At 74.2% G+C, this 21933-nt stretch carries 19 protein-coding genes; 11 read left to right on the top strand and 8 right to left on the bottom strand.

All coding sequences use genetic code 11. The features are described from left to right. Position 1: 1 nt before the first annotated feature. Both ACH5A8_RS34475 and ACH5A8_RS34470 read right to left on the bottom strand, forming a co-directional pair. Complete coding sequence (locus ACH5A8_RS34475) at positions 2 to 1111, bottom strand: hydrogenase expression protein HypE (protein ID WP_399007939.1); 1110 nt, start codon at positions 1109 to 1111, stop codon at positions 2 to 4. Then, the gene (locus ACH5A8_RS34470) at positions 1108 to 1653 is read right to left on the bottom strand and encodes a hemerythrin domain-containing protein (RefSeq protein ID WP_399007938.1); all 546 of its coding nucleotides are present in this window, start codon (positions 1651 to 1653) and stop codon (positions 1108 to 1110) included. The genes ACH5A8_RS34475 and ACH5A8_RS34470 overlap by 4 nt, the downstream gene beginning before the upstream one ends. Positions 1654 to 2191: 538 nt before the next feature. Between ACH5A8_RS34470 and ACH5A8_RS34465 the strand changes: the two genes are divergently transcribed. After that, the gene (locus ACH5A8_RS34465) at positions 2192 to 2623 is read left to right on the top strand and encodes a phage holin family protein (protein WP_399007937.1); all 432 of its coding nucleotides are present in this window, start codon (positions 2192 to 2194) and stop codon (positions 2621 to 2623) included. 167 nt (positions 2624 to 2790) lie between these two features. On the opposite strand, the gene ACH5A8_RS34460 is transcribed toward ACH5A8_RS34465, so the two are convergent. Continuing rightward, entirely contained in the window at positions 2791 to 3852 is a 1062-nt protein-coding gene (locus ACH5A8_RS34460; protein WP_399007936.1) for a PucR family transcriptional regulator, read from the bottom strand. Positions 3853 to 4134: 282 nt separating this feature from the next. Between ACH5A8_RS34460 and ACH5A8_RS34455 the strand changes: the two genes are divergently transcribed. Both ACH5A8_RS34455 and ACH5A8_RS34450 read left to right on the top strand, forming a co-directional pair. After that, positions 4135 to 5580, top strand: a complete 1446-nt coding sequence (locus tag ACH5A8_RS34455) for a glyceraldehyde-3-phosphate dehydrogenase (protein ID WP_399007935.1) — start codon at positions 4135 to 4137, stop codon at positions 5578 to 5580. A gap of 124 nt (positions 5581 to 5704) precedes the next feature. Then, positions 5705 to 6181, top strand: a complete 477-nt coding sequence (locus ACH5A8_RS34450) for a GNAT family N-acetyltransferase (RefSeq protein WP_399007934.1) — start codon at positions 5705 to 5707, stop codon at positions 6179 to 6181. Between the two features lie 237 nt (positions 6182 to 6418). On the opposite strand, the gene ykgO is transcribed toward ACH5A8_RS34450, so the two are convergent. Further along, positions 6419 to 6541 carry a type B 50S ribosomal protein L36 gene (gene ykgO, locus ACH5A8_RS34445; protein WP_103547485.1) on the bottom strand — a complete coding sequence of 41 codons (123 nt, stop codon included), beginning with the start codon at positions 6539 to 6541 and terminating at the stop codon, positions 6419 to 6421. Between the two features lie 2 nt (positions 6542 to 6543). Next, positions 6544 to 6708: a 50S ribosomal protein L33 gene (gene rpmG / locus ACH5A8_RS34440; RefSeq protein WP_009193041.1), complete on the bottom strand. Its 165-nt coding sequence runs from the start codon at positions 6706 to 6708 to the stop codon at positions 6544 to 6546. 168 nt (positions 6709 to 6876) lie between these two features. On the opposite strand from rpmG, the gene ACH5A8_RS34435 reads away from it, so the two are divergent. Together ACH5A8_RS34435 and ACH5A8_RS34430 are read left to right on the top strand one after the other, a co-directional pair. Next, entirely contained in the window at positions 6877 to 9666 is a 2790-nt protein-coding gene (locus ACH5A8_RS34435; protein WP_399007933.1) for a SpoIIE family protein phosphatase, read from the top strand. Between the two features lie 297 nt (positions 9667 to 9963). Continuing rightward, positions 9964 to 11289: a lipase family protein gene (locus tag ACH5A8_RS34430; RefSeq protein WP_399007932.1), complete on the top strand. Its 1326-nt coding sequence runs from the start codon at positions 9964 to 9966 to the stop codon at positions 11287 to 11289. Positions 11290 to 11383: 94 nt separating this feature from the next. Here the strand turns inward: ACH5A8_RS34430 and ACH5A8_RS34425 are convergent, their stop codons facing one another. From ACH5A8_RS34425 to ACH5A8_RS34415, 3 genes are all read right to left on the bottom strand, one after another. After that, positions 11384 to 13213: a phospholipase C gene (locus ACH5A8_RS34425; RefSeq protein ID WP_399007931.1), complete on the bottom strand. Its 1830-nt coding sequence runs from the start codon at positions 13211 to 13213 to the stop codon at positions 11384 to 11386. 298 nt (positions 13214 to 13511) lie between these two features. Next, positions 13512 to 14834, bottom strand: coding sequence for an iron uptake transporter deferrochelatase/peroxidase subunit (efeB, locus tag ACH5A8_RS34420; protein WP_399007930.1), 1323 nt, complete (start codon positions 14832 to 14834; stop codon positions 13512 to 13514). Between the two features lie 155 nt (positions 14835 to 14989). Next, entirely contained in the window at positions 14990 to 16186 is a 1197-nt protein-coding gene (locus tag ACH5A8_RS34415; RefSeq protein ID WP_399007929.1) for an EfeM/EfeO family lipoprotein, read from the bottom strand. Positions 16187 to 16875: 689 nt separating this feature from the next. On the opposite strand from ACH5A8_RS34415, the gene ACH5A8_RS34410 reads away from it, so the two are divergent. From ACH5A8_RS34410 to ACH5A8_RS34385, 6 genes are all read left to right on the top strand, one after another. Then, positions 16876 to 17181 (top strand): SpoIIE family protein phosphatase, encoded by a 306-nt coding sequence (locus ACH5A8_RS34410; RefSeq protein WP_399007928.1) that lies wholly within the window; start codon positions 16876 to 16878, stop codon positions 17179 to 17181. Between the two features lie 403 nt (positions 17182 to 17584). After that, the gene (locus ACH5A8_RS34405) at positions 17585 to 19231 is read left to right on the top strand and encodes a sensor histidine kinase (RefSeq protein ID WP_399007927.1); all 1647 of its coding nucleotides are present in this window, start codon (positions 17585 to 17587) and stop codon (positions 19229 to 19231) included. Beyond that, complete coding sequence (locus ACH5A8_RS34400) at positions 19228 to 19635, top strand: roadblock/LC7 domain-containing protein (RefSeq protein ID WP_399007926.1); 408 nt, start codon at positions 19228 to 19230, stop codon at positions 19633 to 19635. The genes ACH5A8_RS34405 and ACH5A8_RS34400 overlap by 4 nt, the downstream gene beginning before the upstream one ends. Then, positions 19632 to 19979 (top strand): DUF742 domain-containing protein, encoded by a 348-nt coding sequence (locus ACH5A8_RS34395; RefSeq protein WP_399007925.1) that lies wholly within the window; start codon positions 19632 to 19634, stop codon positions 19977 to 19979. The genes ACH5A8_RS34400 and ACH5A8_RS34395 overlap by 4 nt, the downstream gene beginning before the upstream one ends. Beyond that, complete coding sequence (locus ACH5A8_RS34390) at positions 19960 to 20586, top strand: GTP-binding protein (protein ID WP_399007924.1); 627 nt, start codon at positions 19960 to 19962, stop codon at positions 20584 to 20586. The genes ACH5A8_RS34395 and ACH5A8_RS34390 overlap by 20 nt, the downstream gene beginning before the upstream one ends. Beyond that, the gene (locus ACH5A8_RS34385; protein ID WP_399007923.1) at positions 20583 to 21791 is read left to right on the top strand and encodes a cytochrome P450; all 1209 of its coding nucleotides are present in this window, start codon (positions 20583 to 20585) and stop codon (positions 21789 to 21791) included. The genes ACH5A8_RS34390 and ACH5A8_RS34385 overlap by 4 nt, the downstream gene beginning before the upstream one ends. Positions 21792 to 21933: the final 142 nt, after the last annotated feature.

The raw sequence follows: 21933 nt of genomic DNA, 5'->3' as shown, positions 1-21933 counted from the left end.
GTCAGCGCACCCCGCTCTTCTGCCCGGCGCGCCAGTGCGGGTCGTAGCCGCTGGTCAGCTCGGAGCGGTTGTGGCGCCACCTGGGTTCCTTGTTGACGGCCATGCTGGTGATGCCGCGCATCCGCCGGATGAAGGCGCCGTAGGGCCGGATGAGGACCGAGGACAGACTGCCGCCGGTGGGTTCGTCCATGAAGGGCATGAAGGCGTCGGGGAAGCCCGGCATGGTGCAGCCGATGCAGATGCCGCCGACGTTGGGACAGCCGCCGATGCCCGCCATCCAGCCGCGCTTGGGCACGTTGCAGTTGACCACGGGGCCCCAGCAGCCGACCTTCACCTGGCACTTGGGCGAGTTGTAGTCCCGGCTGAAGTCGCCCTGCTCGTAGTACGCGGCCCGGTCGCAGCCCTCGTGCACCGTCCTGCCGAACAGCCACTGCGGGCGCAGCATCTCGTCCAGCGGCGGGGGCGGCGCCGAACCCGCGGCGTGGTAGAGCACCCAGGTCAGGGTCTCCATGAAGTTCTCGGGCTGGATCGGGCAGCCGGGCACGTTCACGATGGGCAGGGCGGCCTGCGACCTGAAGTCCCAGCCGAGGTAGTCGGCGAGGCCCATGGAGCCGGTGGGATTGCCGGCCATCGCGTGGATGCCGCCGTACGTCGCGCAGGTGCCGACCGCGACGACGGCCCATGCCTTGGGGGCGAGCTGGTCGATCCACCAGTTGAGGGTGAGCGGCTCGCCGGTCTCCGGGTCGTTGCCGAAGGAGGTCCAGTAGCCGTCGCCCTCGATGATGTTCTGGTTGGGGATCGAGCCCTCGATGACCAGGATGAACGGGGTCAGTTCGCCACGGGCCGCGGCGCGGAACGGCGCGAGGTAGTCCTCCCCGCCCAGGCTCGGCGAGAGCACCTTGTTGTAGAGGTTGACCTTCGGCAGACCGGGGATGAGCCCGAGGACGACGTCCTCGATCGACGGCTGGTCCGACGCGGTCATGGAGACGGTGTCGCCGTCGCAGCTCATGCCCTCGGAGATCCAGAGGATCGAGATCTCGTCGAAGCCGGCCCGATCGTGGGCCCCTTCGGGGTCCTGGCTGACGCGGCTGGTGCCACTGTCGATGGTCATGTGCTCGGCCTTCCCTGGAGACGGTCGCGGAATCGGTCGTAGGCGGCGGCCACCGGGCCGAGGACCGTCAGCGCCGGGGGCTGGTCGGGCGCGTTCGGGTGGGGCCTGGTCGGGGCGCTCCGCTTGCCCTGGTCGAGGAGGCGGCCCAGCTCGTCCAGGTCCTGTCGGGAGACGTGCTCGCGCAGTTCGGGCAGCAGCTCGCCCTCCTCCTCGCGCACGTGTTCCTCGACCTCGCGCCTGAGCTGGGCCATGAGGTCGCCCTCACGGTCGTCGCCGGCCGGCAGCCGGTCGAGGGCGAGCAGCAGCTTCTTGACGGCCATGTGCTCGCTCAGGTGCTCGTCGATCTTCCGCGGGCCGTCCGGGAGGACCTTCCTGGCCATCGGGTAGACCATCATCTCCTCGAGCGCCGCGTGCTTGGACAGCTCGCGGACGGTCAGCTCGATCACCCCGCGCCGCTGCGTCTCGGAGGCCGCGGCGTGGTAGTCGCGGAACAGTTGCTCCACCATGCGGTGGTCGTGTCTCAACAACTCGATGGCGTCCATCGCACCTTTCCTCGTCCCAGGCGGCGGCCCGTGGCCGCCGCTCGTCGGGGCGGACGTGGTGGGGGCCGGCGGGCCCGCGGGCCGGTGCCGCGGCCGAGAGGACGTCGACGGGAACGGCCGTGCGGCCCGCGGCGGACGCCGCCCGGTGCGGGGCGGACCGTCCGTCCCCGCACCAGGCTCGCACCGGACGCCCGGACTCGCGCGTTGTGCTCGGTCGGCGGAGTGAACGTCCGGGCCCGACCTGTGGGGGGCGGACGCAGGCGCGGCCCCCGGGCGTCCTCCCGTGCCCCCGGGTGTCTCCTTCGCCCACCCGGGCGTTGCCCCGTCCCCCGGGTGCTTCCTTCGCCCTCCCGGGTGTTGTCCCGTCCACCCGGGTGTTTCCATCGCCCTCCCAGGTGTTTTCCCGCCGCCTCCCGTGGCACCCGTGCGGCGGTCGATCCCTGTGCCCCGGGCCGGGCCCGTTCCGTGCGCCCCGGGCCGCGGCAAGGCGCCCGCCCCGGGCGACCGGGCGGCGCGGGGACGAGGACAGGAGGCGACGATGCGCACACCGCGCGAGGACACGTCATCGAGTACGGCCCGGGTGGGTGACGCCGCCGCCCGGCTGGGACAGGACGCCGCCGAACTGGCGCGCCGCGAGGTCAGGGCGATGCGGGGCGACCTCATGGCCGGACTGCGCGAGTCCGCGGCGGGCGGCGCGCTGTTCGCCGGGGCGGGGGTGTGCGGGATCCTGGCGCTGTGCACGGCCCACGAGACGGTGCTGCGGGCGCTGGAGTCCGTCATGCCGCGCGGCCGGGCCGCCGCGCTCCTGACCTGCTTCTACGGCTCCGGCGCCGTGGTCCTCGCCCTGGCGGCGCGCGACCGGGTCGGCGCGGCCGCCGACGTGACCGCCGAGGCGCTGGAGAAGGAGGCGGACGACATACGGTCCGGCCCGCCCACCCCGGGTCCGGAAGCCCCCGAGCCCGGCGCCTGAGCCGCACGCATCCGTGCCGCCGCATCCCTGTCGGCGACCCCGCTGTCGGCGGGCGCGCCGGAACACGCACGCCGGGCCGCGTCTTTCTCTCCACCGTGGAACTCGTGTGCCCGCTGACCGTCCTTCCCGGCCGGCCGCCGGACCGCCGGGCCGCGCCCGGCGGTGGGTCACACCCCGTCGTCCGGCCAGGCCAGCAGCCGGGCGCCGATCACCGCGGTCTGGAGCGTGTAGCGGTGCACGGGGTCGGACGGGTCGGCGCCGGTCAGCTTGTGGATGCGTTCCAGGCGGTAGGTGAAGGCGCGCACACTGAGACTGAGGCGGCGCGCCGCCTCCGCGGCCGTGCAGCCGGCGTCGAAGTACGCGATGAGCGTGTCCAGGAGCGGCTGGGCGCCGCCGCGGGCGGTCCGCAGCGGTCCGAGGGTGTCCTGGACGAGATCGGCCATGGCCTGCCGGTCACGGGCCAGCACGGGGTACACGAGGAGGTCCGCCGCGCGCAGCACGGGCTCCTTGAGGTCGAGGCGGTCGGCGAGTTCCAGGGCGTTGAGCGCCTCCTCGTAGGAGTGGACCACTCCCCCGGCGCCCGGGTGGGGGCGTCCGATGGCGACCCGGCCGCCGTCGGTGGCGGCGTAGGCGTGCTTGGCGAAGAACGCGAGGACGTCGTCCTGGTCGCCCGGGGCGACGCAGACGAGCCGGCCGTCCTTCGTGGTGAGCAGGACGCGTCGGTCGCCGAACCGGCCGAGCAGCGAGGTCTCCACGTGCCGGGTGGCCGGGTGGGTGTCGTCGACGGGGCGGGTGCCCTCGGCGACCGCGACCGCGTGGGCGCGGGAGAAGAGCAGTCCGTAGCGTTCGGCGCGCTCGGCCAGCCGGCCGAGGTCGCTGCGTCCGTAGAGCAGGTCGTCGATGAACTCGCGGCGGTCGGCCTCCTCCTGGCGCATGGCGAACTTCTGCGCCCGCTCATGGCCCTCGGCGAAGGCGTCGACGGCCTGCTCGACGGCGGCGAGGACCCGGTCGACGCCGGCGGCGGCCAGGCTGGGCGAGAACGCGCGGGCCGCCGACAGGTGCCGGCGCACGAGGGTGCGCAGTCCGTGGCCCGCCTCCGCCGCGCGTTCCCCCTGGGCGCGCAGCGACTCCAGTTCGTCCCGGGTCAGCCGGCGGCCGGTGGCGCACACGTCGGCCAGGATCCGGGTGTAGGCCGTCAGATACTCGTCGGGCGCCTCTGGCCGTGTCACAGACCCTCCCCAAGTCTTGATCGGTCGTCGACGCTGTCTTAACCCACGCCGGACCGCCGTGCCAAACCCCCGGCCCGAGGGGGCCGTCAGGGCGCGGCTCACGGACGGGCGCGACTCGTGCCGTCCAGTGGGGGCGGGTCGGACGCCAAGGGCGCGGATCGTTCAACTACGCACGCGCGGGCCGCCATTGGCCAGAATTCATAGTCCGTTCCCCTACCGGTGCCGTGATCGACTTGCCATGGGGTTAGCATATGAGCGCCACCTAGCTCGAAAGAGAAACCTGTGACTGTCAACGACGACTCGTTCACCAACTGGAAGAACCGCGAGGAGATCGCGGAGTCGATGATCCCGATGATCGGGAAGCTGCACCGCGAGCGGGACGTCACCGTCCTGCTGCACAGCCGCTCGCTGGTGAACAAGTCGGTGGTGAGCATCCTCAAGACCCACCGGTTCGCCCGGCAGATCGCGGGCGCGGAGCTCTCGGTCACCGAGACGCTGCCGTTCCTGGAGACGCTCACCGCGCTCGACCTCGGTCCGTCCCAGATCGACATCGGCATGCTGGCCGCTACCTACCGCGCCGACGACCGCGGCCTGTCGGTGGCGGAGTTCACCGCCGAGGCCGTCGCCGGGGCCACGGGCGCGAACAAGATCGAGCGCCGCGAGGGACGGGACGTCGTCCTCTACGGCTTCGGCCGCATCGGCCGTCTCGTCGCCCGGCTGCTGATCGAGAAGGCCGGTTCGGGCAACGGTCTGCGGCTGCGCGCGATCGTCGTGCGCGGGGGCGGGGAGCGGGACATCGTCAAGCGCGCCTCGCTGCTGCGCCGCGACTCCATCCACGGCCAGTTCCAGGGCACGATCACCGTCGACGAGGCGAACAGCACGATCGTCGCCAACGGCAACGAGATCAAGGTGATCTACGCCGACGACCCGACGGCGGTGGACTACACGGCGTACGGCATCAAGGACGCCATCCTCGTCGACAACACCGGCAAGTGGCGCGACCGCGAGGGCCTGTCCAAGCACCTGCGTCCGGGCATCGACAAGGTCGTCCTGACCGCCCCCGGCAAGGGCGACGTCCCCAACATCGTGCACGGCGTCAACCACGACAGCATCAAGCCGGACGAGCGGATCCTGTCCTGCGCCTCCTGCACCACCAACGCGATCGTCCCGCCGCTGAAGGCGATGGACGACGAGTTCGGCGTGCGGCGGGGCCACGTGGAGACGGTCCACTCGTTCACCAACGACCAGAACCTGCTGGACAACTACCACAAGTCCGAGCGCCGGGGCCGCTCCGCGCCGCTCAACATGGTGATCACCGAGACCGGCGCCGCCTCCGCCGTGGCCAAGGCGCTGCCGGACCTCCGGGCGCGGATCACGGGCAGTTCCATCCGCGTGCCCGTGCCGGACGTCTCGATCGCGATCCTCAACCTCCAGCTGGCCCGCGAGACCACCCGCGAGGAGGTCCTCGACCACCTGCGGGAGGTCTCGCTGACGTCGCCGCTCAAGCGGCAGATCGACTTCATCAGCGCGCCCGACGCGGTCTCCAGCGACTTCATCGGCTCGCGCCACGCCTCGATCGTCGACGCCGGCGCGACCAAGGTCGAGGGCGACAACGCGATCCTGTACCTGTGGTACGACAACGAGTTCGGCTACTCCTGCCAGGTCATCCGCGTCGTGCAGCACGTCTCCGGGGTGGAGTACCCGACCTTCCCGGCGCCGGCGGTCTGATCCCGCCCGGGCCCTGCGCGGCGCTCGGGGCCCGGCGTCCCCCGCACGGGAACGCCGGGCCCCGAGGCGTCGCTCCCGGCGACCCGGCCGGGGCGCGGCGGGCCCGGTGTGTGAGACTGCGCGCATGATCCGCAGCGCGACCCCCGCCGACGTCCCCGTCATCCACACCCTGATCCGCGAGCTCGCCGAGTACGAGAAGGCGCTCGACGAGGCCAGGGCGACGCGGGCGCAGCTCGCCGAAGCCCTCTTCGGCGAGCACCCGGCCGCCTACGCGCACGTGGCCGAGGACGCCGGCGGCGAGATCGTCGGGTTCGCTCTGTGGTTCTTGAACTTCTCCACCTGGCGCGGTGTGCACGGCATCTACCTGGAGGACCTGTACGTGCGCCCCGAGGCCCGCGGCGGAGGCCACGGCAAGGCGCTGCTGACGGAGCTGGCCCGCCTCTGCGTCGCCCGCGGCTACGAGCGTCTGGAGTGGTCGGTCCTGAACTGGAACCGCCCCTCGATCGACTTCTACGAGGCCCTCGGCGCCCGCCCCCAGGACGAGTGGACGGTCTACCGGCTCACGGACGACGCGCTGAAGACCCTGGGCAGCCGGGCCTGAACGCTGTCCCGCAGTCCCCGGCGGAACAGCCCTTGGAGTCCGCCCGGCACACCGTGCCGGACGGACCGAGGACGGCCGTCGCGCCCCCGCTCCCCCGCCGGCGGACCCGCGAGGGCGAGAGCCGGACGTCCGGGCGGCCTCGAGACGCCACGGCCGCGCACGGCGGCCCCGCGAGACGCACGGGCGGCCCGGCCCCCGCGTCGGCGGGGGCTGGGCCGCCCGACCGCTCGGCGTCCGTCAGCCCTGACGTGCCTTGAGGCGGGGGTTCTTCTTGTTGACGACGAAGACCACACCCCGGCGGCGCACCACCTGGGCGCCCGGCCGGGACTTCAGCGAGCGCAGCGACTTGCGCACCTTCATGTTCAGCGCTCCTCACGGAACAGGACGTGCCGACCGGCCGCCGGGTCGTACTTGCGCAGGACCAGCCGGTCGGGGTCGTTGAGGCGGTTCTTGCGGGTCACGTAGGTGACTCCGGTTCCGGCGGTGGACTTCAGCCGGACTACGGGACGCACGGTGCTGCGTGCCATGGGGGGTCCTCCTTTCGGCCGCTTTCCGGATTGACCCGGGCATGTCGGCCGTGGTCGTCAACAGGGGCGCGGGGGCGCGCATTCCCGCGAGGGCGGCGACGCCCCGAAAACGGTCTGGACGGACATACCGGTCGCCCGCCGGGGAACCGCGGTGTTAGAACTGGGAGCATGGTCGGACGTTCCCGCCGGTCCCGTTCCCCAGCGGCACCGCCGTCCAACGACCGGCGGTCAGGTGCCGCGTCCCGCCGTGCGGGGCCCCGGCGTTCTCCGGGGCGCCCCTTCTCGCCGTCCTCCTGGAACCTCGGCACGGTCGCCGCGCAGGTGTTCCTGCTCCAGGTGGTCGTCGTGCTGATCCTCGTCGCCGCGGCGGCCGCCGCCCTGGTGCTGCAGGGGCGCTACGACGGCGAGAACAGCGCCCGGGTGCGGTCGCTGGCCACCGCGGAGGCGTTCGCGCACGCGCCCGGCACGGTGCGGGCGCTCCAGTCGCCGGATCCCACCGCCGCGCTCCAGCCGGCGACGATGCAGGCGCAGGCGGGTTCCGGGGTCGACTTCATCTCGGTGCTGGACAAGGCCGGGGTGCGGCTCAGTGACACCGAGCCGCGGCTGATCGGCACCAAGTCGCCGGGGATCGAGCGGGCCGCCGCGGGCGAGACGTTCACCGAGAGGTTCCACGGCAGGCCGTCGGACGCCGTGCGCGCGGTGGTGCCGGTCCTGGACGGGAGCCGGCGGGTGATCGGCATGGTCACCGCGGGGATCCAGGTGGAGAACCTGGGGCACCTGCTCGACCAGCAGGTGCCCATGGTGGTCGGTTCGGCGGCGCTGGCCCTCGCGCTGGCGACGGCGGGCACCGCCCTGGTCACCCGGCGGCTGCGCCGCCAGACGCACGGCCTCGGCCCGGTCGAGATGACCCGGATGTACGAACACCACGACGCGGTTCTGCACGCGGTGCGCGAGGGCGTCCTGATCCTCGACGGCGACGGCCGGCTGCTGCTCGCCAACGACGAGGCGCGCCGCCTGCTGAACCTGCCCGCGGACGCCGACCAGCGGCACGTCACGGAGCTCGGCCTGGGCCCGGAGCTGACCGGGCTGCTGGTGTCGGGCGAGGCCGTCTCGGACGCGGTGTGCCCGGTCGGGGAACGGCTGCTGGCGGTCAACGCCCGGCGCACCGCCCCCTACGGCGGCACGCCGGGCCTGGTGGCCAGTTTCCGCGACACCACCGAACTGCAGGCGCTGACCGGCCGGGCCGAGCTGGCGCGGGGCCGGTTGACCCTCCTGTACGAGGCGGGCGTGCGGATCGGCACGACGCTGGACGTACGGCGTACGGCCCGGGAACTGGCCGAGGTCGCGGTCCCCGGCATGGCCGACGTCGTCACGGTGGAGTTGCTGGAGGTGGTGCTGCGGGGCGAGGAGCCGACGGGCGCCCTGAACCGGATGCGGCGCACCGCCCTGCGCGGCACGGGCGCGGGGCATCCGCTGCAGCCGGTGGGTGACCTGATCCAGTTCGTCGTGGCCGACACCCCGATGGTGGCGGCGCTGAGCCAGGGCAAGGCCGTGCTGGTGCCGGACCTGCACGCGGCCCGGGACTGGCGGGCGCAGGACCCGCAGGGCGCCCGCCGTGTGCTGGACTCCGGCGTCCACTCGCTGATCACCGTGCCGCTCAGGGCGCGCGGTGTGGTGCTGGGCATGGTCAACTTCTGGCGGGCGGCCGGCAGTCCCCGGTTCGAGGAGGAGGACGTGGCGGTCGCCGAGGAGCTGGGGGCCCGGGCGGCCGTGGCGATCGACAACGCGCGCCGCTACACCCGTGAGCACGCGATGGCCGTGACGCTGCAGCGCAGTCTGCTGCCCCGGGACCTGCCGGAGCAGGACGCGCTGGAGGTGGCGTCACGCTATCTGCCGGCGCAGTCGGGGGTGGGCGGCGACTGGTTCGACGTGATCCCGCTGCCGGGGTTCCGGGTGGCGCTCGTCGTCGGCGACGTCGTGGGCCACGGGCTGCACGCGGCGGTGACCATGGGACGGCTGCGCACGGCGGTGCTGAACTTCTCCTCGCTCGACCTGCCGCCGGAGGAGCTGCTGGGCCATCTCGACGAGATGGTGATGCGGCTGGACACGCAGAGCGAGGGCGCGGCCGGCGAGGGTTCGCTGGTGACCGGGGCCACCTGCCTGTACGCGATCTACGACCCGGTGGGCGGGCACTGCACCCTCGCGCGCGCCGGGCACGGCGTGCCGGCGGTCGTGGACCCCCTGGGCCGGGTGACGTTCCCGGAGCTGCCCCTGTCGCCGCCGCTGGGCGTGGGCGGGCACCCGTTCGAGTCGGGTGAACTGGATCTGCCGGAGGGCAGCCGTCTGGTGCTGTTCACCGACGGTCTGGTCGAGGACCGCAGGCGGGACATCGACGAGGGGCTCGAACTCCTCGCGTCGGCCGTCGCGCACCCGGACCAGACGCCGGAGGACACCTGCCGGGCCCTGATGAGGACGATGCTGCCGGAGCACCCGAGCGACGACGTCGCCCTGCTCGTCGCCCGGACCCGGCTGCTCGACCCGTCCCGGGTGGCGGTGTGGGAGGTGCCGTTCGACGTCATGGCGGTCTCCCGGGTGCGCACGGAGGTGAGTGAGCGGCTGGCGGAGTGGGGGCTGGAGGAGTCGTCGTTCGCCACGGAGCTGATCCTCAGCGAGCTGCTGACCAACGCGATCCGCTACGGCGCGCCGCCGGTCCGGGTCAGGTTCCTGCTGGGCCGCACCCTGGTCTGCGAGGTCTCCGACGGCAGCAACACCTCGCCCCGGCTGCGGCGCGCGACCACCACCGACGAGGGCGGGCGCGGCCTGTTCCTGGTCTCGCAGTTCGCCGAGCGGTGGGGCACGCGCTACGTGGCCCGGGGCAAGGTGATCTGGGCGGAGCAGTCGCTGGGCCGCGCCCCGGAGCTGGACCCGGCACTGCTGCTGGACGAGATGGCCTGGTGACGGGCGGGGGCCCGGGGGCGCCGGCGCACGACCGTGTCCGCTGACGCCCGGTGACGGGAACGGACGCGTCATCAGACGCCGAGTCAAATTACTGAACCGTAACCTACCGCACGCTACCGCCGGTAACAGACTGACGGGTAACTTCTCGTCAGCTCGCGCACTCCCCAGTGCCGCGAGGGGGCCGGAGGACGACCGCGCCCCCTCGCATTGACATGTCCTCGCCCGGGGCCCGGTCATCGGCCGCCGCCCGCGGGCGAGGCGGTCTCTCCTGCCCGGCCGCATCCCAGGAGGTCCCCCATGCCCCCACGCAGACACCTGATCGCCGCGGCGGTCGCCGCCGCCTCGTGCCTCGGCGTCCAGGCCCTGCCGGCCGCCGCCGCGACGGACTCCGCCCCGGTGGTGTCCCGGGGCGTCACGATCCCCGAGTTCTACAACCCGCCCGCCGAGCTGCCGGCCGCCGACGGCACCCTGATCCGCAGCGAACCGCTTCCGCTCGCCCTCAGCGTCTCCGGTCTCGACGGCCCGCTGCCCGGTCGCGCCACCCGGCTGATGTACAAGTCGACCGACGCGAACGGCTCCCCGGTCGCGGTCACCGGCGCCTACATCGAGCCCGCCGCGCGCTGGCAGGGCGGCGGACCCCGCCCGCTGGTCGTCGTCGCGCCCGGCACCATGGGCCAGGGCGACCAGTGCGCGGCCTCGCTGGGCCTGGAGCACCCGATCACGCTCAACGGCCGGACGATGTCGGTCGGCTACGAGGACCTGTCGGTCTACCGGCTGCTGGCCGCGGGCACCGCGGTCGTGATCACCGACTACGCGGGTCTCGGCGCCACCGACCGGCTGCACACCTACGTCAACCGGGTCGACGAGGCGCACGCCGTCCTCGACGCGGCCCGCGCCGCCCGCTCCGTCCAGGGCGCCTCCGTCACCGCCGCCTCCCGCGTCGGCCTGTACGGCTACAGTCAGGGCGGCGGCGCCACCGCGGCCGCCGCCGAACTCCAGCCGGCGTACGCCCCCGACGTCGCCCTCGCCGGCACCTACGCGGGCGCGCCGCCCGCGGACCTGACCGCGGTCACCAAGGGCATCGACGGCACCGAGCTGACCGGCGCGCTGGGCTGGTCGCTCAACGGCTTCCTGCAGACCGACCCGGAGCTGAAGCCGATCGCCGAGGCCCATCTCAACGCCGCCGGCAAGGCGGCGCTGGCCGATCTGTCGACCATGTGCGTCGGTGACGCCCTCCTGCGCTACGGCTACTCCCGCAGCACCAAGTGGACGACCGACGGCCGGTCGCTGAGCGACATCATCGCCGCCACGCCCGCCCTCCAGGACTTCCTCGACACCCAGCGCATCGGCAGGCTGGAGCCGGCCGGTCCGGTGCGGGTGGCCACCGGCACCAGCGACAACCTCGTCCCGCACGGCCAGGCCCGGCAGCTCGCCGTGGACTGGTGCCAGAAGGGCGCGGACGTCACCTACAAGCCGGTCGTCCTGCCGAACGTCATCAGCCCGCTGCTCAACCACTTCGGACCGCTGCTCACGGACCAGGACGCGGCCGTCTCCTGGCTGACCGACCGGCTGGCCGGCAAGCCCGCCGCCTCCAACTGCTGGACGCTGCCGCTCCAGCCCTGACCCGCCGGCCCACCGCGCCTCACGCACGGCGCGTCGCGCACCGCGACGGCCGCCCCGTCGCCGACGGGGCGGCCGTCGCGATGGCGGGCACCGGTCAGGCGGCGCCCCGGCCCCTGCGGCGCAGGGCCAGGTACGCGCCGACGACGACCGCGGCCGGCAGGACGGCGAGGCCGGCAGGACGGAGCGGGAACCGCGGAGCCCCGCCGGCCCCCGCCTTCTCGACGGCGGGACCGGAGTCGATCCCCGTGGCGACCGGCGCCACCTGCCGGATCGGACCCACGGACTTCACCGAGCCGTCCGCGTTCAGCAGCACCTGCCGGTTGTTGGGGTGCCGGAAGTCGAACATGCCGGCGAGCGAGCCCGCGCGGGCGTCGAAGGAGTGGTCGCCGACGCGGCCGGTGTGCCAGTTGTCCTCGATGAACCGGATGATCGACGTCTGCTCGGTCGGCGTGTGGTCGACCCGGTTCACCCTGCTGTACGGGGAGATCACCAGCAGCGGCTGTCGGGGCCCGGGGCCGCAACGGTCCCGGTAGCCGCCGGCCGCCTTCGGTCCGGCCTGGCAGGCGGGACTGTCGGTGGCCTTGCCGTCGGAGCCGGGCTCGGTGTCCGTGGAGCCGTTGCGCACCGTGGCGTAGGCGTGGTCGTACCAGCCGTCGGAGTCGTCGTAGGCGATGACGATCGCGGTGGACCGCCACTGCGGCGCGCTCTGGATCTCGTTGATCCGGTCGATCAGGAAGTGCTGTTCGTCGAGGGGGTCGGAGTAGCCGGCGTGCCCGTCCTGGTAGGCGGGCGCCTTGACGAAGCTGACGGCAGGAAGCCGGCCCGCCCTGAGCGCGGCGGACAGGTCGCCGAGGTCGTAGTTGTGGTTGGCCCGGCCGGCGTGGCCGATCTCGGCGACGTCCGCCGGGGGCAGGTGGTGGGGGTTGGCCGTCGAGCGGTAGTAGGCGAACGGGTTGTGGTGCGGGCTGTAGTCGATCACCGCGGCGCCGCCCACGTTGGTGTGCGTGCTGTCGCACCGGGCGTACTCGCCCTGCTCGCCGCTCCATGCGGTGGTCGGCCGGAAGCCGCCCTGGAACCAGCCCCAGCTGACGTGCCGGGAGTTCAGCAGGTCGCCGATGTTGCGGCCCTTCATCACCGCGAGCGCGTCGGAGCTGGTGTGGTTCTTGCCCGAACAGTCGTCGAAGGCCGGGTCCGGGTCGTTGATCATCGTGCCGACGCCGTCCGCGTCGGGCGACTTGACGGTGTACGGGTCGGGGGCCCCGGTCTGCCGGGGGTGCTCGGTGCCGGAGGCCGGGTCCACGGAGACGACGCCGTGCGTCTGGCCGGAGACGAGGTTGATCGCGCCGGGGGTGGAGGGGCCGTAGGTCGAGCTGAAGGAGCGGTCGCCCAGGGCGTAGTGCTGGGCGTAGTTCCACAGGGCCGTGACGGTGTTGCCGTCGTAGTAGTCCATGACCAGGCCCGGCTCGCCGAACAGGCCGCCGCTGCACCTGCCGACCTCGGTGTTCTCCACGTACCGGTCGGCCCTGCCGCCGTCGGCGGCGTACTGCTCGGGCCCGTAGGAGTGGTTCTGGTCGCAGGTGACGGCCTGCGCCGGGGTGAGCCGTCTCGGCGTGTACTGGTTGGGGTTGCGCTTCAGCAGCCCGGCGTGTTCGAGGGTGTCGACGTCCCCGGGGGTCTTCCCCGACGCGGTGAACCTCGTGCCGTCCGTGTTCGCGGCGTGGGGGTAGGTGGCGAAGTAGTGGTCGAAGGAGTTGTTCTCGTCGAAGAGGACGACCACGTGCTCGATGGGCGTGGCCGTGCGCGCACGCCCGTCCTGGCCGGGCGCGGCCCGGCCGGGGGCGGCGCCGCCCAGGACGGTGAGCGCCACGGCGCCGGTCAGCGCGCCGCATCTCAGGATCGTCGCTCGTCTTCCCCTGCCGGCCATGCTGCTGCCTCGCTTTCCCTGCGGGTCGCGTGCGGGACCGTGTCCGTGCCGTGCGGCGTCCTCGCGTACGGCCGCGTGCGCACGGGATCCGTGCGGACAGGCTCCCTGCGGACGGGGCGGTGCGTACGGGCGTACGGGCGTACGGGCGTACGGCGGGGGACGTGCCGCCGCGTGGGCGGCTCGGTGCCGGGCCATGATGACGCCGCGGTGCCCGCCGGCACAGGGAGGCCGGGCCCGCGCCTGGCCGTGAATGCACCCGTCGGGCGAGCGGACGGCCCCTGACCGCGGGGGGAAACCGTCAGGTCAGCAGGGACCGGCCGTACCAGTCCGCCTCGTCCCGCACGCCGGGCAGGGCGAAGAAGTAACCGCCGCCGAACGGCTTGATGTAGTCGGTGAGCGGCTCGCCCGCCAGGCGCCTCTGGATCGATTCGAACTGGTGGACGAGGTCTTGCTGGTAACAGCAGAAGAGCAGGCCCATGTCGAGGTCGCCGTTGTCGTCCGTGCCCCGGTCGTAGTTGTAGGCCCGCCGCAGGATGCGCCGGCCCGCGGTGTCGGGGGTGCGCGGGTCGGCGCGGCGGATGTGGGCGTCCAGGGGGATGACGTCGCCCGTGGGGTCGTCGGCGTAGTGCGGGCTGTCGTGCTCGGCGTCGCCGTCCAGCGGGGCCCCGGAGTCGCGGGCCCTGCCGACCATCCGCTCCTGCTCGGCGAGGGAGACGCGGTCCCAGAACTCCACCAGCATGCGGATCAGCCGGGCGACCTGGTAGCTGCCCCCGGCCGCCCACCCGGGTTCGCCGCTCCCCCGCCCCACCCACACCAGCCGGTCCATCTCGCGGGCGTCGGTGGGGTCCGGGTTGGCGGTGCCGTCCTTGAAGCCCATCAGGTTGCGCGGGGTGCCGGAGGGGCGGGGCGGGCTGGTGAAGCCGTCCATGCGCCAGCGGATCTGGAGCCCGCCGCGCGTGTGCCGGGCGATGTCGCGCAGCGCGTGCAGGACGGTGTCCTGGTCGTCGGCGTGCAGGTGCAGGCTGATGTCGCCGTGGCACCACTCGGGCCGCAGGTCGTCGTCGGGGAAGGCGGGCATGGGCGTCAGCCGGCGTGGACGCAGGCGGCCCAGCCCGAACCGGTCGTCGAAGAGCGAGGCGCCGACCGCGACGGTCACCGCCAGCGCGCCGCCCGGCAGTTCGCCGCCCAGGATGCCGGAGTCGGCGGGCGGACCCGTGATGCCCACCGGTTCGGGGGTGCCGCCGAAGGAGAGGAACCGGGCGCGGGCGGTGAGGGTGCGCAGCAGATCGGCGAGTTCCGCACGGTCGCCGGCCGTGACGTCGAGGGCGACGAAGGCGGCGGCCCGGCGGGGTGCGGCGAGCAGGGAGCGCTGGTGGGGGCCGTGGAAGGGCGGGACCACCGACACGGCCGCCTCCGCGCGGCCGGATAGGTCGTCGCAGGCCCGGTCGCCCTCGCCGACACCGCCGACGCCCGCGGCGGCCCCGCCGCCGGCGGCGAGCCCCGCCCCCGCCAGGGCCGCGCCGCGCAGGAACCCACGCCGCCCGACGCGCCCGGCCGGGGCCGTCCGCGCGGTCCCGGCGGTCCCCGGGGCCCTGGCAGTTCTCGCGGTTCCGTCGGACACGGGGACAACGGGGATCCCGGCCGTGACGGCGGACGCCGAGGGCCCGGCGGGCCCCGCGATCTCGGCAGGCCCTGCGATCTCGGCAGGCCCGGCGGGCCCGGCTGGGGCGGGGGCCCGGTCGGCGTCCTCGGTCCCGTCCGCGCGGTCCCGGCCGTTCACGCCGTCCTCCGGGGTTCGCACAGGGTGGCCACGGAGGCCAGCCGTTCCACCAGGTCGCCGAAGGCCGCGTCGGTCCGCTCCCGCTGGACGCGGCTCAGCCGGGCCGGCGGCGTCCAGCGGTCGCCGTGGCGGAAGCCGTCGAGGAGGGATTCGGCGCGCTTCATCCGCTGGTCCAAGGCCGGCAGGCCGGGGTAGCGGGAGGTGAGCAGCGGGCGCAGGCGGGCGAGGACGGCACGGGTGCCGTCGAGGTTGGCGCGGGCGGTGGCGAGGTTGCTGCCGCTGCCGTAGTCGGTGCGCCCGGTCAGCTCGAACCGCACGGTGTTCTCCAGGATCTCGTGGGCCCGCCGGCCGAGCTGGGCCGGGTCCATCCGCTCCCGCGCCCACGCGTCGCGCAGCGCGGTGACGGACTCGGCGAGCGCGGCGGCCGGGGCGCGCAGGGCACCGGCCCCCGCGCCGTGCCACAGCCCGTGCTCGACCCGGTGGAAGCCCGTGAAGGAGGGGTCGCGGACCCCGCCGGGCAGGCCCGCGTCGGTGCCGTTGATCCGTGCGTCGGCGTCGCCGAAGGCGTCGTACGCCGCCCCGAGCCGTTCGTAGCCCAGATGGGCCGGCAGCCAGGCCGCACGGGCCCCTTCGAGATCGCCCCGGTCGACGGCGTCGCGCAGCCGCCCGGTCAGCCGCACCACCTCGGCCAGGCCCCCGGCGACCCACTTCTGGTAGGCGATCGCCGGGGGCACCAGGTCGTGCGCGGTGACCGGCGCCGCGGCCGGGCCGGTGCGGCCCCCGTCGACGCGGACGGCGGGCCCGGTGACGGCGTCGGCGTCCTCGGGCACGCAGCGAAAGGCGTACGCGCCCGTGCCGAGGCGGACGGTCAGGGTCCGGGTGGTGCCCGGGCCGATGCCCTCGGTCTCGCCGAGGACGGCCCCGCCGTCGCGCTCCTCCAGGTACGCCTCGACGGCCCCGCCGGAGGTGTTGCGCAGCCGGAAGACCTGGATGCCGGGCACCGGCCGGTCCCAGCCCCGGCCGCAGTGGCCGGGCGCCACCTCGACGGTGGTGTGCGGCAGTCCGTCCGGTTCGGCGCCCGCCCGGTGCGAGGCGCGGACCAGGACCAGCAGCCCGGCCAGGACGAGCGCCAGCGCCGCTCCGGCCGCGGCCCACGCCCGCGGCGGCCGTGCGCCTGGACGGGACATCGGCATTCCGGTCCTCCCCGGGGTCGGGCCGTCCGTGATTCCGCCTCATGCTAGGCAACGGGGCCGTCCTGAGCGGACGTCCGCAAAGAGCGCTGTCCGGGAATCGCCCCTGGCGCGCCGTTCCTTCCCGGCGGGCCGGCCGGGGCCGCGTGCCCCCGCGACGGGTGCCTCCGTGATGCGCGTCGTGGTCACCGCGGTGCACTGCGGGAGGCGTGGGTTCCTGGCAGGAACGCTTCGCCGGCCGGGCACGGCCACGGCAGTCGGGTCATGCGCTGCCGCTGGTCCCGTCCGCGCTCTCCTCCTGATCACCGTGGTCGACGTCGTCTCCCCCTCCGACATCGTCCTCGGTCCGCCGCTCGTGGTCGCGCCTTCGATCGCCGCCTGGTCGGAGGGTCCCTGGACGACCGGACGCGTCGGGGCCGCGGCGGTGGCGGCGCAGGCGTTCATCGGCCGGCGTTCGGGGGTGCTGCCCTCGCGCAGCGTGGTCGTACAAGTGATCGCCCTGGGGCTGCTGTCCGCGCTGGTGGTGGCGCTGTGCCTGGTCCGCGACCGGCGCCGGCGGGAGCCGGCGCAGGTGCGGTCGGTGGCCGAGGCGGCGCGGCGGGTGCTGCTGTGGCCGCTGCCGGACCGGACGGGTTCGCTGCGCCTGGCCAGCCGGTATCTGGCAGCGGAGGACGGAACCGGGCGGCGGCGCGGTGGACGAAGTGCCCTTCGGGCCCGGGGACACGCTGCTGCTCCGCACCGACGGGGTCGCCGAGGCCCGCGACCGGCAGGGCGTCTTCTACCCGTTCGCCGAGCGGACCGCGCGGTGGGCCGGCTGTCCGCCGGGCGCCCTGCTCGACCACGTCCACCGCGATCCGCTCGCCCACACCGGCGGGCGTCTGGGCGGCGACGTCGCCCTGGTCGCGATCGGTGTCCGGGACGGTCCGGTGACCGGGGCGGGTCGGTTTCCGGGACAGGCCGGTGACCGGGACGGGCCGGTGACCGGGACGGGCCGGTGACCGGGGCGGGTCGGTTTCCGGGACGGGCCGGTGACCGGGACAGGCCGGTGTCGGGGTCACCGCGACCGTAGTGATCAAGCGTTGCGGTGGTGATGCGGCAGCGTGGCGGGATGCAGGGCGGCCGGGCGGCCCGGTCAGAGGCCGCTGCCAGCGGGCTGTTCCGGACGGAGTTCTTCCGGGCGCTGGTCCCGCGTGTCCGGGACGGGTCGCCGGACGCCCGGCGCGATGAAGTACCGGACCTGGTCCAGTAATCCGACCGAGGTCTTTTCAATATGATCACCAAGACTCGTATAGTGACCGTCAGTTGAGCACCACGTGTCACCTGTCACCAGCCAGGCCCTGTCCGGGGAACAGACCGAGGGCCGCCCTTCGACCGAGCGGCGGCCGTCCGAGGATCCGATTGATGACCGCGCCCACGCCTCGCGGCGAGCGACCCACCGTCCGAACTCTCGCTCCCCTTCCCGCACTCACCGCCGTCGTGTCCGTGGCCGCGGTGGCGGGAGCGGCCGCGGCCGCGCCCGCGTCGGTGCGCGCCCCGCTCGCCCTGGGCACGGGCCTTGCGGCCGTGGTCCTGGTGATCGCCGTCTTCTGGGCCGTGCGCGCGGCGCAGTGGGCCCGGATCGCCCGGGGCGCCCTGGACGCGGCGCGGCAGGACGCCGAGTTCCGGCTCCAGGAGCGCGACCGGCTGCTGCGCGAGGCGCAGCGCGAGCGACAGCACCTGGTCGGTGAACTCGCCGCCCAGCGAACGGAGTTCGCCGAGTCCCTGGCCCACGAACGGGCCCGCCTGGAGGAGGCCCGCGCGTGGGAGACCGGCCGCCTGGCGCAGGAGAACGACCGCCTCGCCGGTGAGCTGGAGCGCGCCGCGCGTGGGCGGGACGCGGCGATCTCGGCGACGGCCAACGCGGCCGGCCGCATGCAGGCGTTGACCACCGCGATGCTCGCCGACCTGCGGGCCATGGAGGAGCGGCACACGGACGAGGAGGTCCTCGCCGATCTGCTCCACCTGGACCACCGCACCGCGCAGGCCGGCCGGCTCGCCGACTCGGTCGCCGTGCTCAGCGGCTCGCGTTCGGGCCGCCGTTGGGCGCGTCCCATCGCGATGGAGTCCATCCTGCGCGGCGCGCTGGGACGCATCGGCGCCTACCGCCGGGTCCGGGTGCACGCGGCGAGCGAGACCGCCGTCGCCGGGCACGCCGCCGAGGGCGTGATGCACGCGCTCGCCGAACTCCTCGACAACGCCGCCAACTTCTCGCCGCCCACCTCCGAGGTGCACGTCTACGTCGAGGAGGTGCCGGCCGGTGTCATCGTGTCCGTGGAGGACAGCGGGCTCGTCATGGGCGAGGTCCAGCTGCGCCGCGCCGAGCAGGCCGTCTCCGGCGACATCTCCGAACTCGGCGGCCTCACCGGCACCCGGCTCGGTCTGGCCGTCGTCGGCCGCCTGGCCCGCAAGCACGGTCTGAAGGTGTCCTTCAGGCCGTCCGCGCGGGGCGGCACGGGCGTCCTGATGCTGATCCCGCAGGCCCTCCTCACCGCTCCGGTCGCCGCCGCGGCCCGGCCCGCGGGGCCGCCCTCCAAGGACGACGTCCCGGGCGGACGGCCGGACCCGGCCGCCGAGGCGCTGGAGTCCACCGCCGAACCCACCGCTGCCGCCGAGTCCGCAGCCGGCCCGGCGCCCGTGCACGAGAACACGCCCGACGGCACGGACGGCGACACGGCCGAGCGCCCCACGACCGGACTGCCCAGACGGCGCCGCGGTCGCACCCTCGCCGAGGCCGAGCGGGCCCGGGCCGCGACCCGCGCGCCCGAGCCGCGGGAGGCGGCCGACGCCGACGAGGCGAAGATCCGCGCCGCCCGCTTCGGCAGCTTCCGCCGCGCCGTGCGCGCCGCCGGCCCCGGCCGCGAGGCGGCGCCGGACGGCGCCGACCACACGGCCGAGCCCGAACCGACCACCCGACGACGTCCGGCCGAGGACGGCGCCGTCACCCCGGCCGAACCGGCCGGACCGCAGCCCCACCCGTACGCGCACCCGGAAGGCGACACCACTTCATGACCGGCCAGAGCACCGCCGACGACAAGCTCACCTGGCTCCTGGAGGGCCTGCTGGAGCGGACCCCGGGCGCGCGGCACGCGCTCGTGCTGTCCCGCGACGGACTGAAGCTGTGCCGCACCCCGGAGCTGACCGTCGACCAGGCCGACCAGCTCGCCGCGATCGCCGCCGGCATCCAGTCGCTCTCGCACGGCGCGTCCGCCGAGTTCGGCGACGGCAGCGGCGGGGTGCGCTCGGCGATGACCGAGTTCTACGGCGGTGTGCTGTTCATCGTGGAGGCCGGATCGGGCGCGCACCTGGCCGTGATCACCACCGAGGAGGCGGACGCGGGGCTCGTCGGGCACAACATGAGCGAACTCGTGGAGCAGCTCGGCGAGTACCTGTCCGCGCAGCCCCGCACGTCATGAGCCGGCCCGGCAGGGACGACTCCCCCGACCGTCTCTACACCATCACCGGCGGCCGCACCGGCACCGGCCCCGACAGCCCCTTCGACCTGGTCACCCTGGTCGTCGCGGAGTCGGAGCCGGCGCCGGGGATGCAGTCGGAGCACGCCGCGATCCTGCGGCTGGCCGCTTTCCCCACGGCCGTGGTGGAGCTCGCCGCCGAGCTGCGTCTGCCGGTGAGCATCACCAAGGTGCTGCTGTGCGACCTGCTCGCGGCCGGCCGGGTCAGCGCCCGCCATCCGCGCAAGGCAGCCGTATACGACCCCGACATCCTGGAGCAGGTGCTCGTTGGACTCCGCAACCTCTGACGCCCGCACCCCCTTGGGTGCCTCCGCCGACAACGGCCTGAAGATCGTGGTCGTGGGCGGCTTCGGCGTCGGCAAGACCACGCTGGTCCGCTCGGTCAGCGAGATCCGTCCCCTCAACACCGAGGAGACGATGACCCAGGCCGGCGAGGGCGTCGACGACGTCAGCGGCGTGCGCGGCAAGACCGCCACCACCGTCGCCTTCGACTTCGGCCGCATCACGCTGGACGCGCACAACGTGCTGTACCTGTTCGGCGCGCCGGGGCAGGAGCGGTTCTGGTTCCTGTGGGACCGGCTGTTCTCCGGGACGCTCGGGGCGGTCGTCCTGGTCGACACGCGCCGTATCGACGACTCCTGGTACGCCATCGACCGGCTGGAGCACCATGGCACGCCGTTCATCGTGGCCTGCAACGACTTCGGCGGCCCGGTGCACGGCCACGCCGAGATCCGCGCCGCCCTCGATCTGGACCCGCGGGTGCCGCTGGTGGACTGCGACGCCCGCTCGCGCGAGTCCGGCAAGCAGGTCCTGATCACCCTGGTGCGACACGTCCAGGAGCAGTACGCCGGACAGGCCGCCCGAGCGGCCGTGCCCCGACAGGAGTTCGTGTGACCACCGACGCGGTGCCGCTCAGCGGCCCCCGCTTCCAGACCGAACCCGCGGTCCTGTACCGGGAGATGCGGCGCGAGCACGGCGCCGTCACCCCGGTGCTGCTGGACGGCGGCGTACCGGCGTGGCTGGTGCTCGGCTACCGCGAGCTGCACCAGGTCACGGGCGATCCGGTGCTGTTCAGCCGTGACTCGGACCTGTGGAACCAGTGGGAGAACATCCCCGACGACTGGCCGCTGCTGCCGATGATCGGCCGCAAGCAGCCCTCGATCCTCTACACGGTCGGCGAACGGCACCGCGAGCGCGCGGCGATGCTCTCGGGCGCCCTGGAGGCGGTCGAGGCCTCCGAACTGCGCCGTCACTCCGAGCGGTTCGCCGACGAACTGATCGACGCGGTCTGCGGCGAGGGCGCGGCCGACCTCGTCGCCGACTACGCGATGCTGCTGCCGGTGCGGGTCCTGGCCCGCCTGTACGGCTTCCCCGACGACGAGGGGCCGGACCTGGTCACCGCCCTCAACGACATGATCGACGGGCGGGAGCGGGCGATCGCGGGCCAGCGGCACCTGGCCTCCGCCATGGGGCAGTTGCTCGCCGAGCGCGCCGCGCGTCCCGCCGACGACGTGGCCTCGCGGATGCTGGCCGACCCGGGCGGGTTCAGCCAGGAGGAGGTCGCCCAGGACCTGATGGTGATGCTGGCGGCGGGGCACCAGCCGACCGCCGACTGGATCGGCAACTCGCTGCGCCTGATGCTGACCGACGAGCGGTTCGCCGCCTCCCTGTTCGGCGGCCGCAACAGCGTCGCGGAGGCGATGAACGAGGTCCTGTGGGAGGACACGCCGACGCAGAACGTCGCCGGCCGGTGGGCGGCCCGCGACACCCGGCTCGGCGGCCGCCGGATCCGTGCGGGCGACCTGGTGCTGCTCGGTCTGCAGGGCGCCAACTCCGACCCGCAGGTGCGCACCCACGGCTCCGCCCTCACCGGCGGCAACAACGCCCACTTCTCCTTCGGGCACGGCGAGCACCGATGTCCGTTCCCCGCGCAGGAGATCGCCGAGGTGATCGCGCGCACGGGGATCGAGGTCGTGCTCGACCGGCTGCCCGACGTCGACCTGGCGGTGCCCGCCGAGTCCCTCACCCGCCGTCCCTCGCCCTGGCTGCGGGGCCTGACCGGGCTGCCCGTCCGGTTCACCCCCGTACCCGCGCTCTGACCCTGGGGTCTTCCGTTCGGATCGGGCCGGGTCAGGGATCGGGCCCGATCCGGACGAAAGGCCCCAGCCCCCCGGCCGAGCAGGTTCCGTGCCGGGGGTCCGGGGCGCGCCCCGGACCGGCCCCGTACTTCCGACCCCTGCC

It is taken from the genome of Streptomyces sp. NPDC018610 (assembly GCF_044391765.1).
Lineage (GTDB): Bacteria > Actinomycetota > Actinomycetes > Streptomycetales > Streptomycetaceae > Streptomyces.
This window is presented reverse-complemented; position numbering and strand designations above follow the sequence as displayed.

Bases quoted from the DNA above. Each gene is read 5' to 3' on its own strand.
- ACH5A8_RS34415 (WP_399007929.1), bottom strand. From the start codon at position 16,186: ATGCCGATGTCCCGTCCAGGCGCACGGCCGCCGCGGGCGTGGGCCGCG.
- ykgO (WP_103547485.1), bottom strand. From the start codon at position 6,541: ATGAAGGTGCGCAAGTCGCTGCGCTCGCTGAAGTCCCGGCCGGGCGCC.
- ACH5A8_RS34450 (WP_399007934.1), top strand. From the start codon at position 5,705: ATGATCCGCAGCGCGACCCCCGCCGACGTCCCCGTCATCCACACCCTG.
- ACH5A8_RS34405 (WP_399007927.1), top strand. From the start codon at position 17,585: ATGACCGCGCCCACGCCTCGCGGCGAGCGACCCACCGTCCGAACTCTC.
- ACH5A8_RS34395 (WP_399007925.1), top strand. From the start codon at position 19,632: ATGAGCCGGCCCGGCAGGGACGACTCCCCCGACCGTCTCTACACCATC.
- ACH5A8_RS34435 (WP_399007933.1), top strand. From the start codon at position 6,877: ATGGTCGGACGTTCCCGCCGGTCCCGTTCCCCAGCGGCACCGCCGTCC.
- ACH5A8_RS34470 (WP_399007938.1), bottom strand. From the start codon at position 1,653: ATGGACGCCATCGAGTTGTTGAGACACGACCACCGCATGGTGGAGCAA.
- ACH5A8_RS34425 (WP_399007931.1), bottom strand. From the start codon at position 13,213: ATGGCCGGCAGGGGAAGACGAGCGACGATCCTGAGATGCGGCGCGCTG.
- ACH5A8_RS34465 (WP_399007937.1), top strand. From the start codon at position 2,192: ATGCGCACACCGCGCGAGGACACGTCATCGAGTACGGCCCGGGTGGGT.
- rpmG (WP_009193041.1), bottom strand. From the start codon at position 6,708: ATGGCACGCAGCACCGTGCGTCCCGTAGTCCGGCTGAAGTCCACCGCC.
- ACH5A8_RS34475 (WP_399007939.1), bottom strand. From the start codon at position 1,111: ATGACCATCGACAGTGGCACCAGCCGCGTCAGCCAGGACCCCGAAGGG.
- ACH5A8_RS34400 (WP_399007926.1), top strand. From the start codon at position 19,228: ATGACCGGCCAGAGCACCGCCGACGACAAGCTCACCTGGCTCCTGGAG.
- ACH5A8_RS34430 (WP_399007932.1), top strand. From the start codon at position 9,964: ATGCCCCCACGCAGACACCTGATCGCCGCGGCGGTCGCCGCCGCCTCG.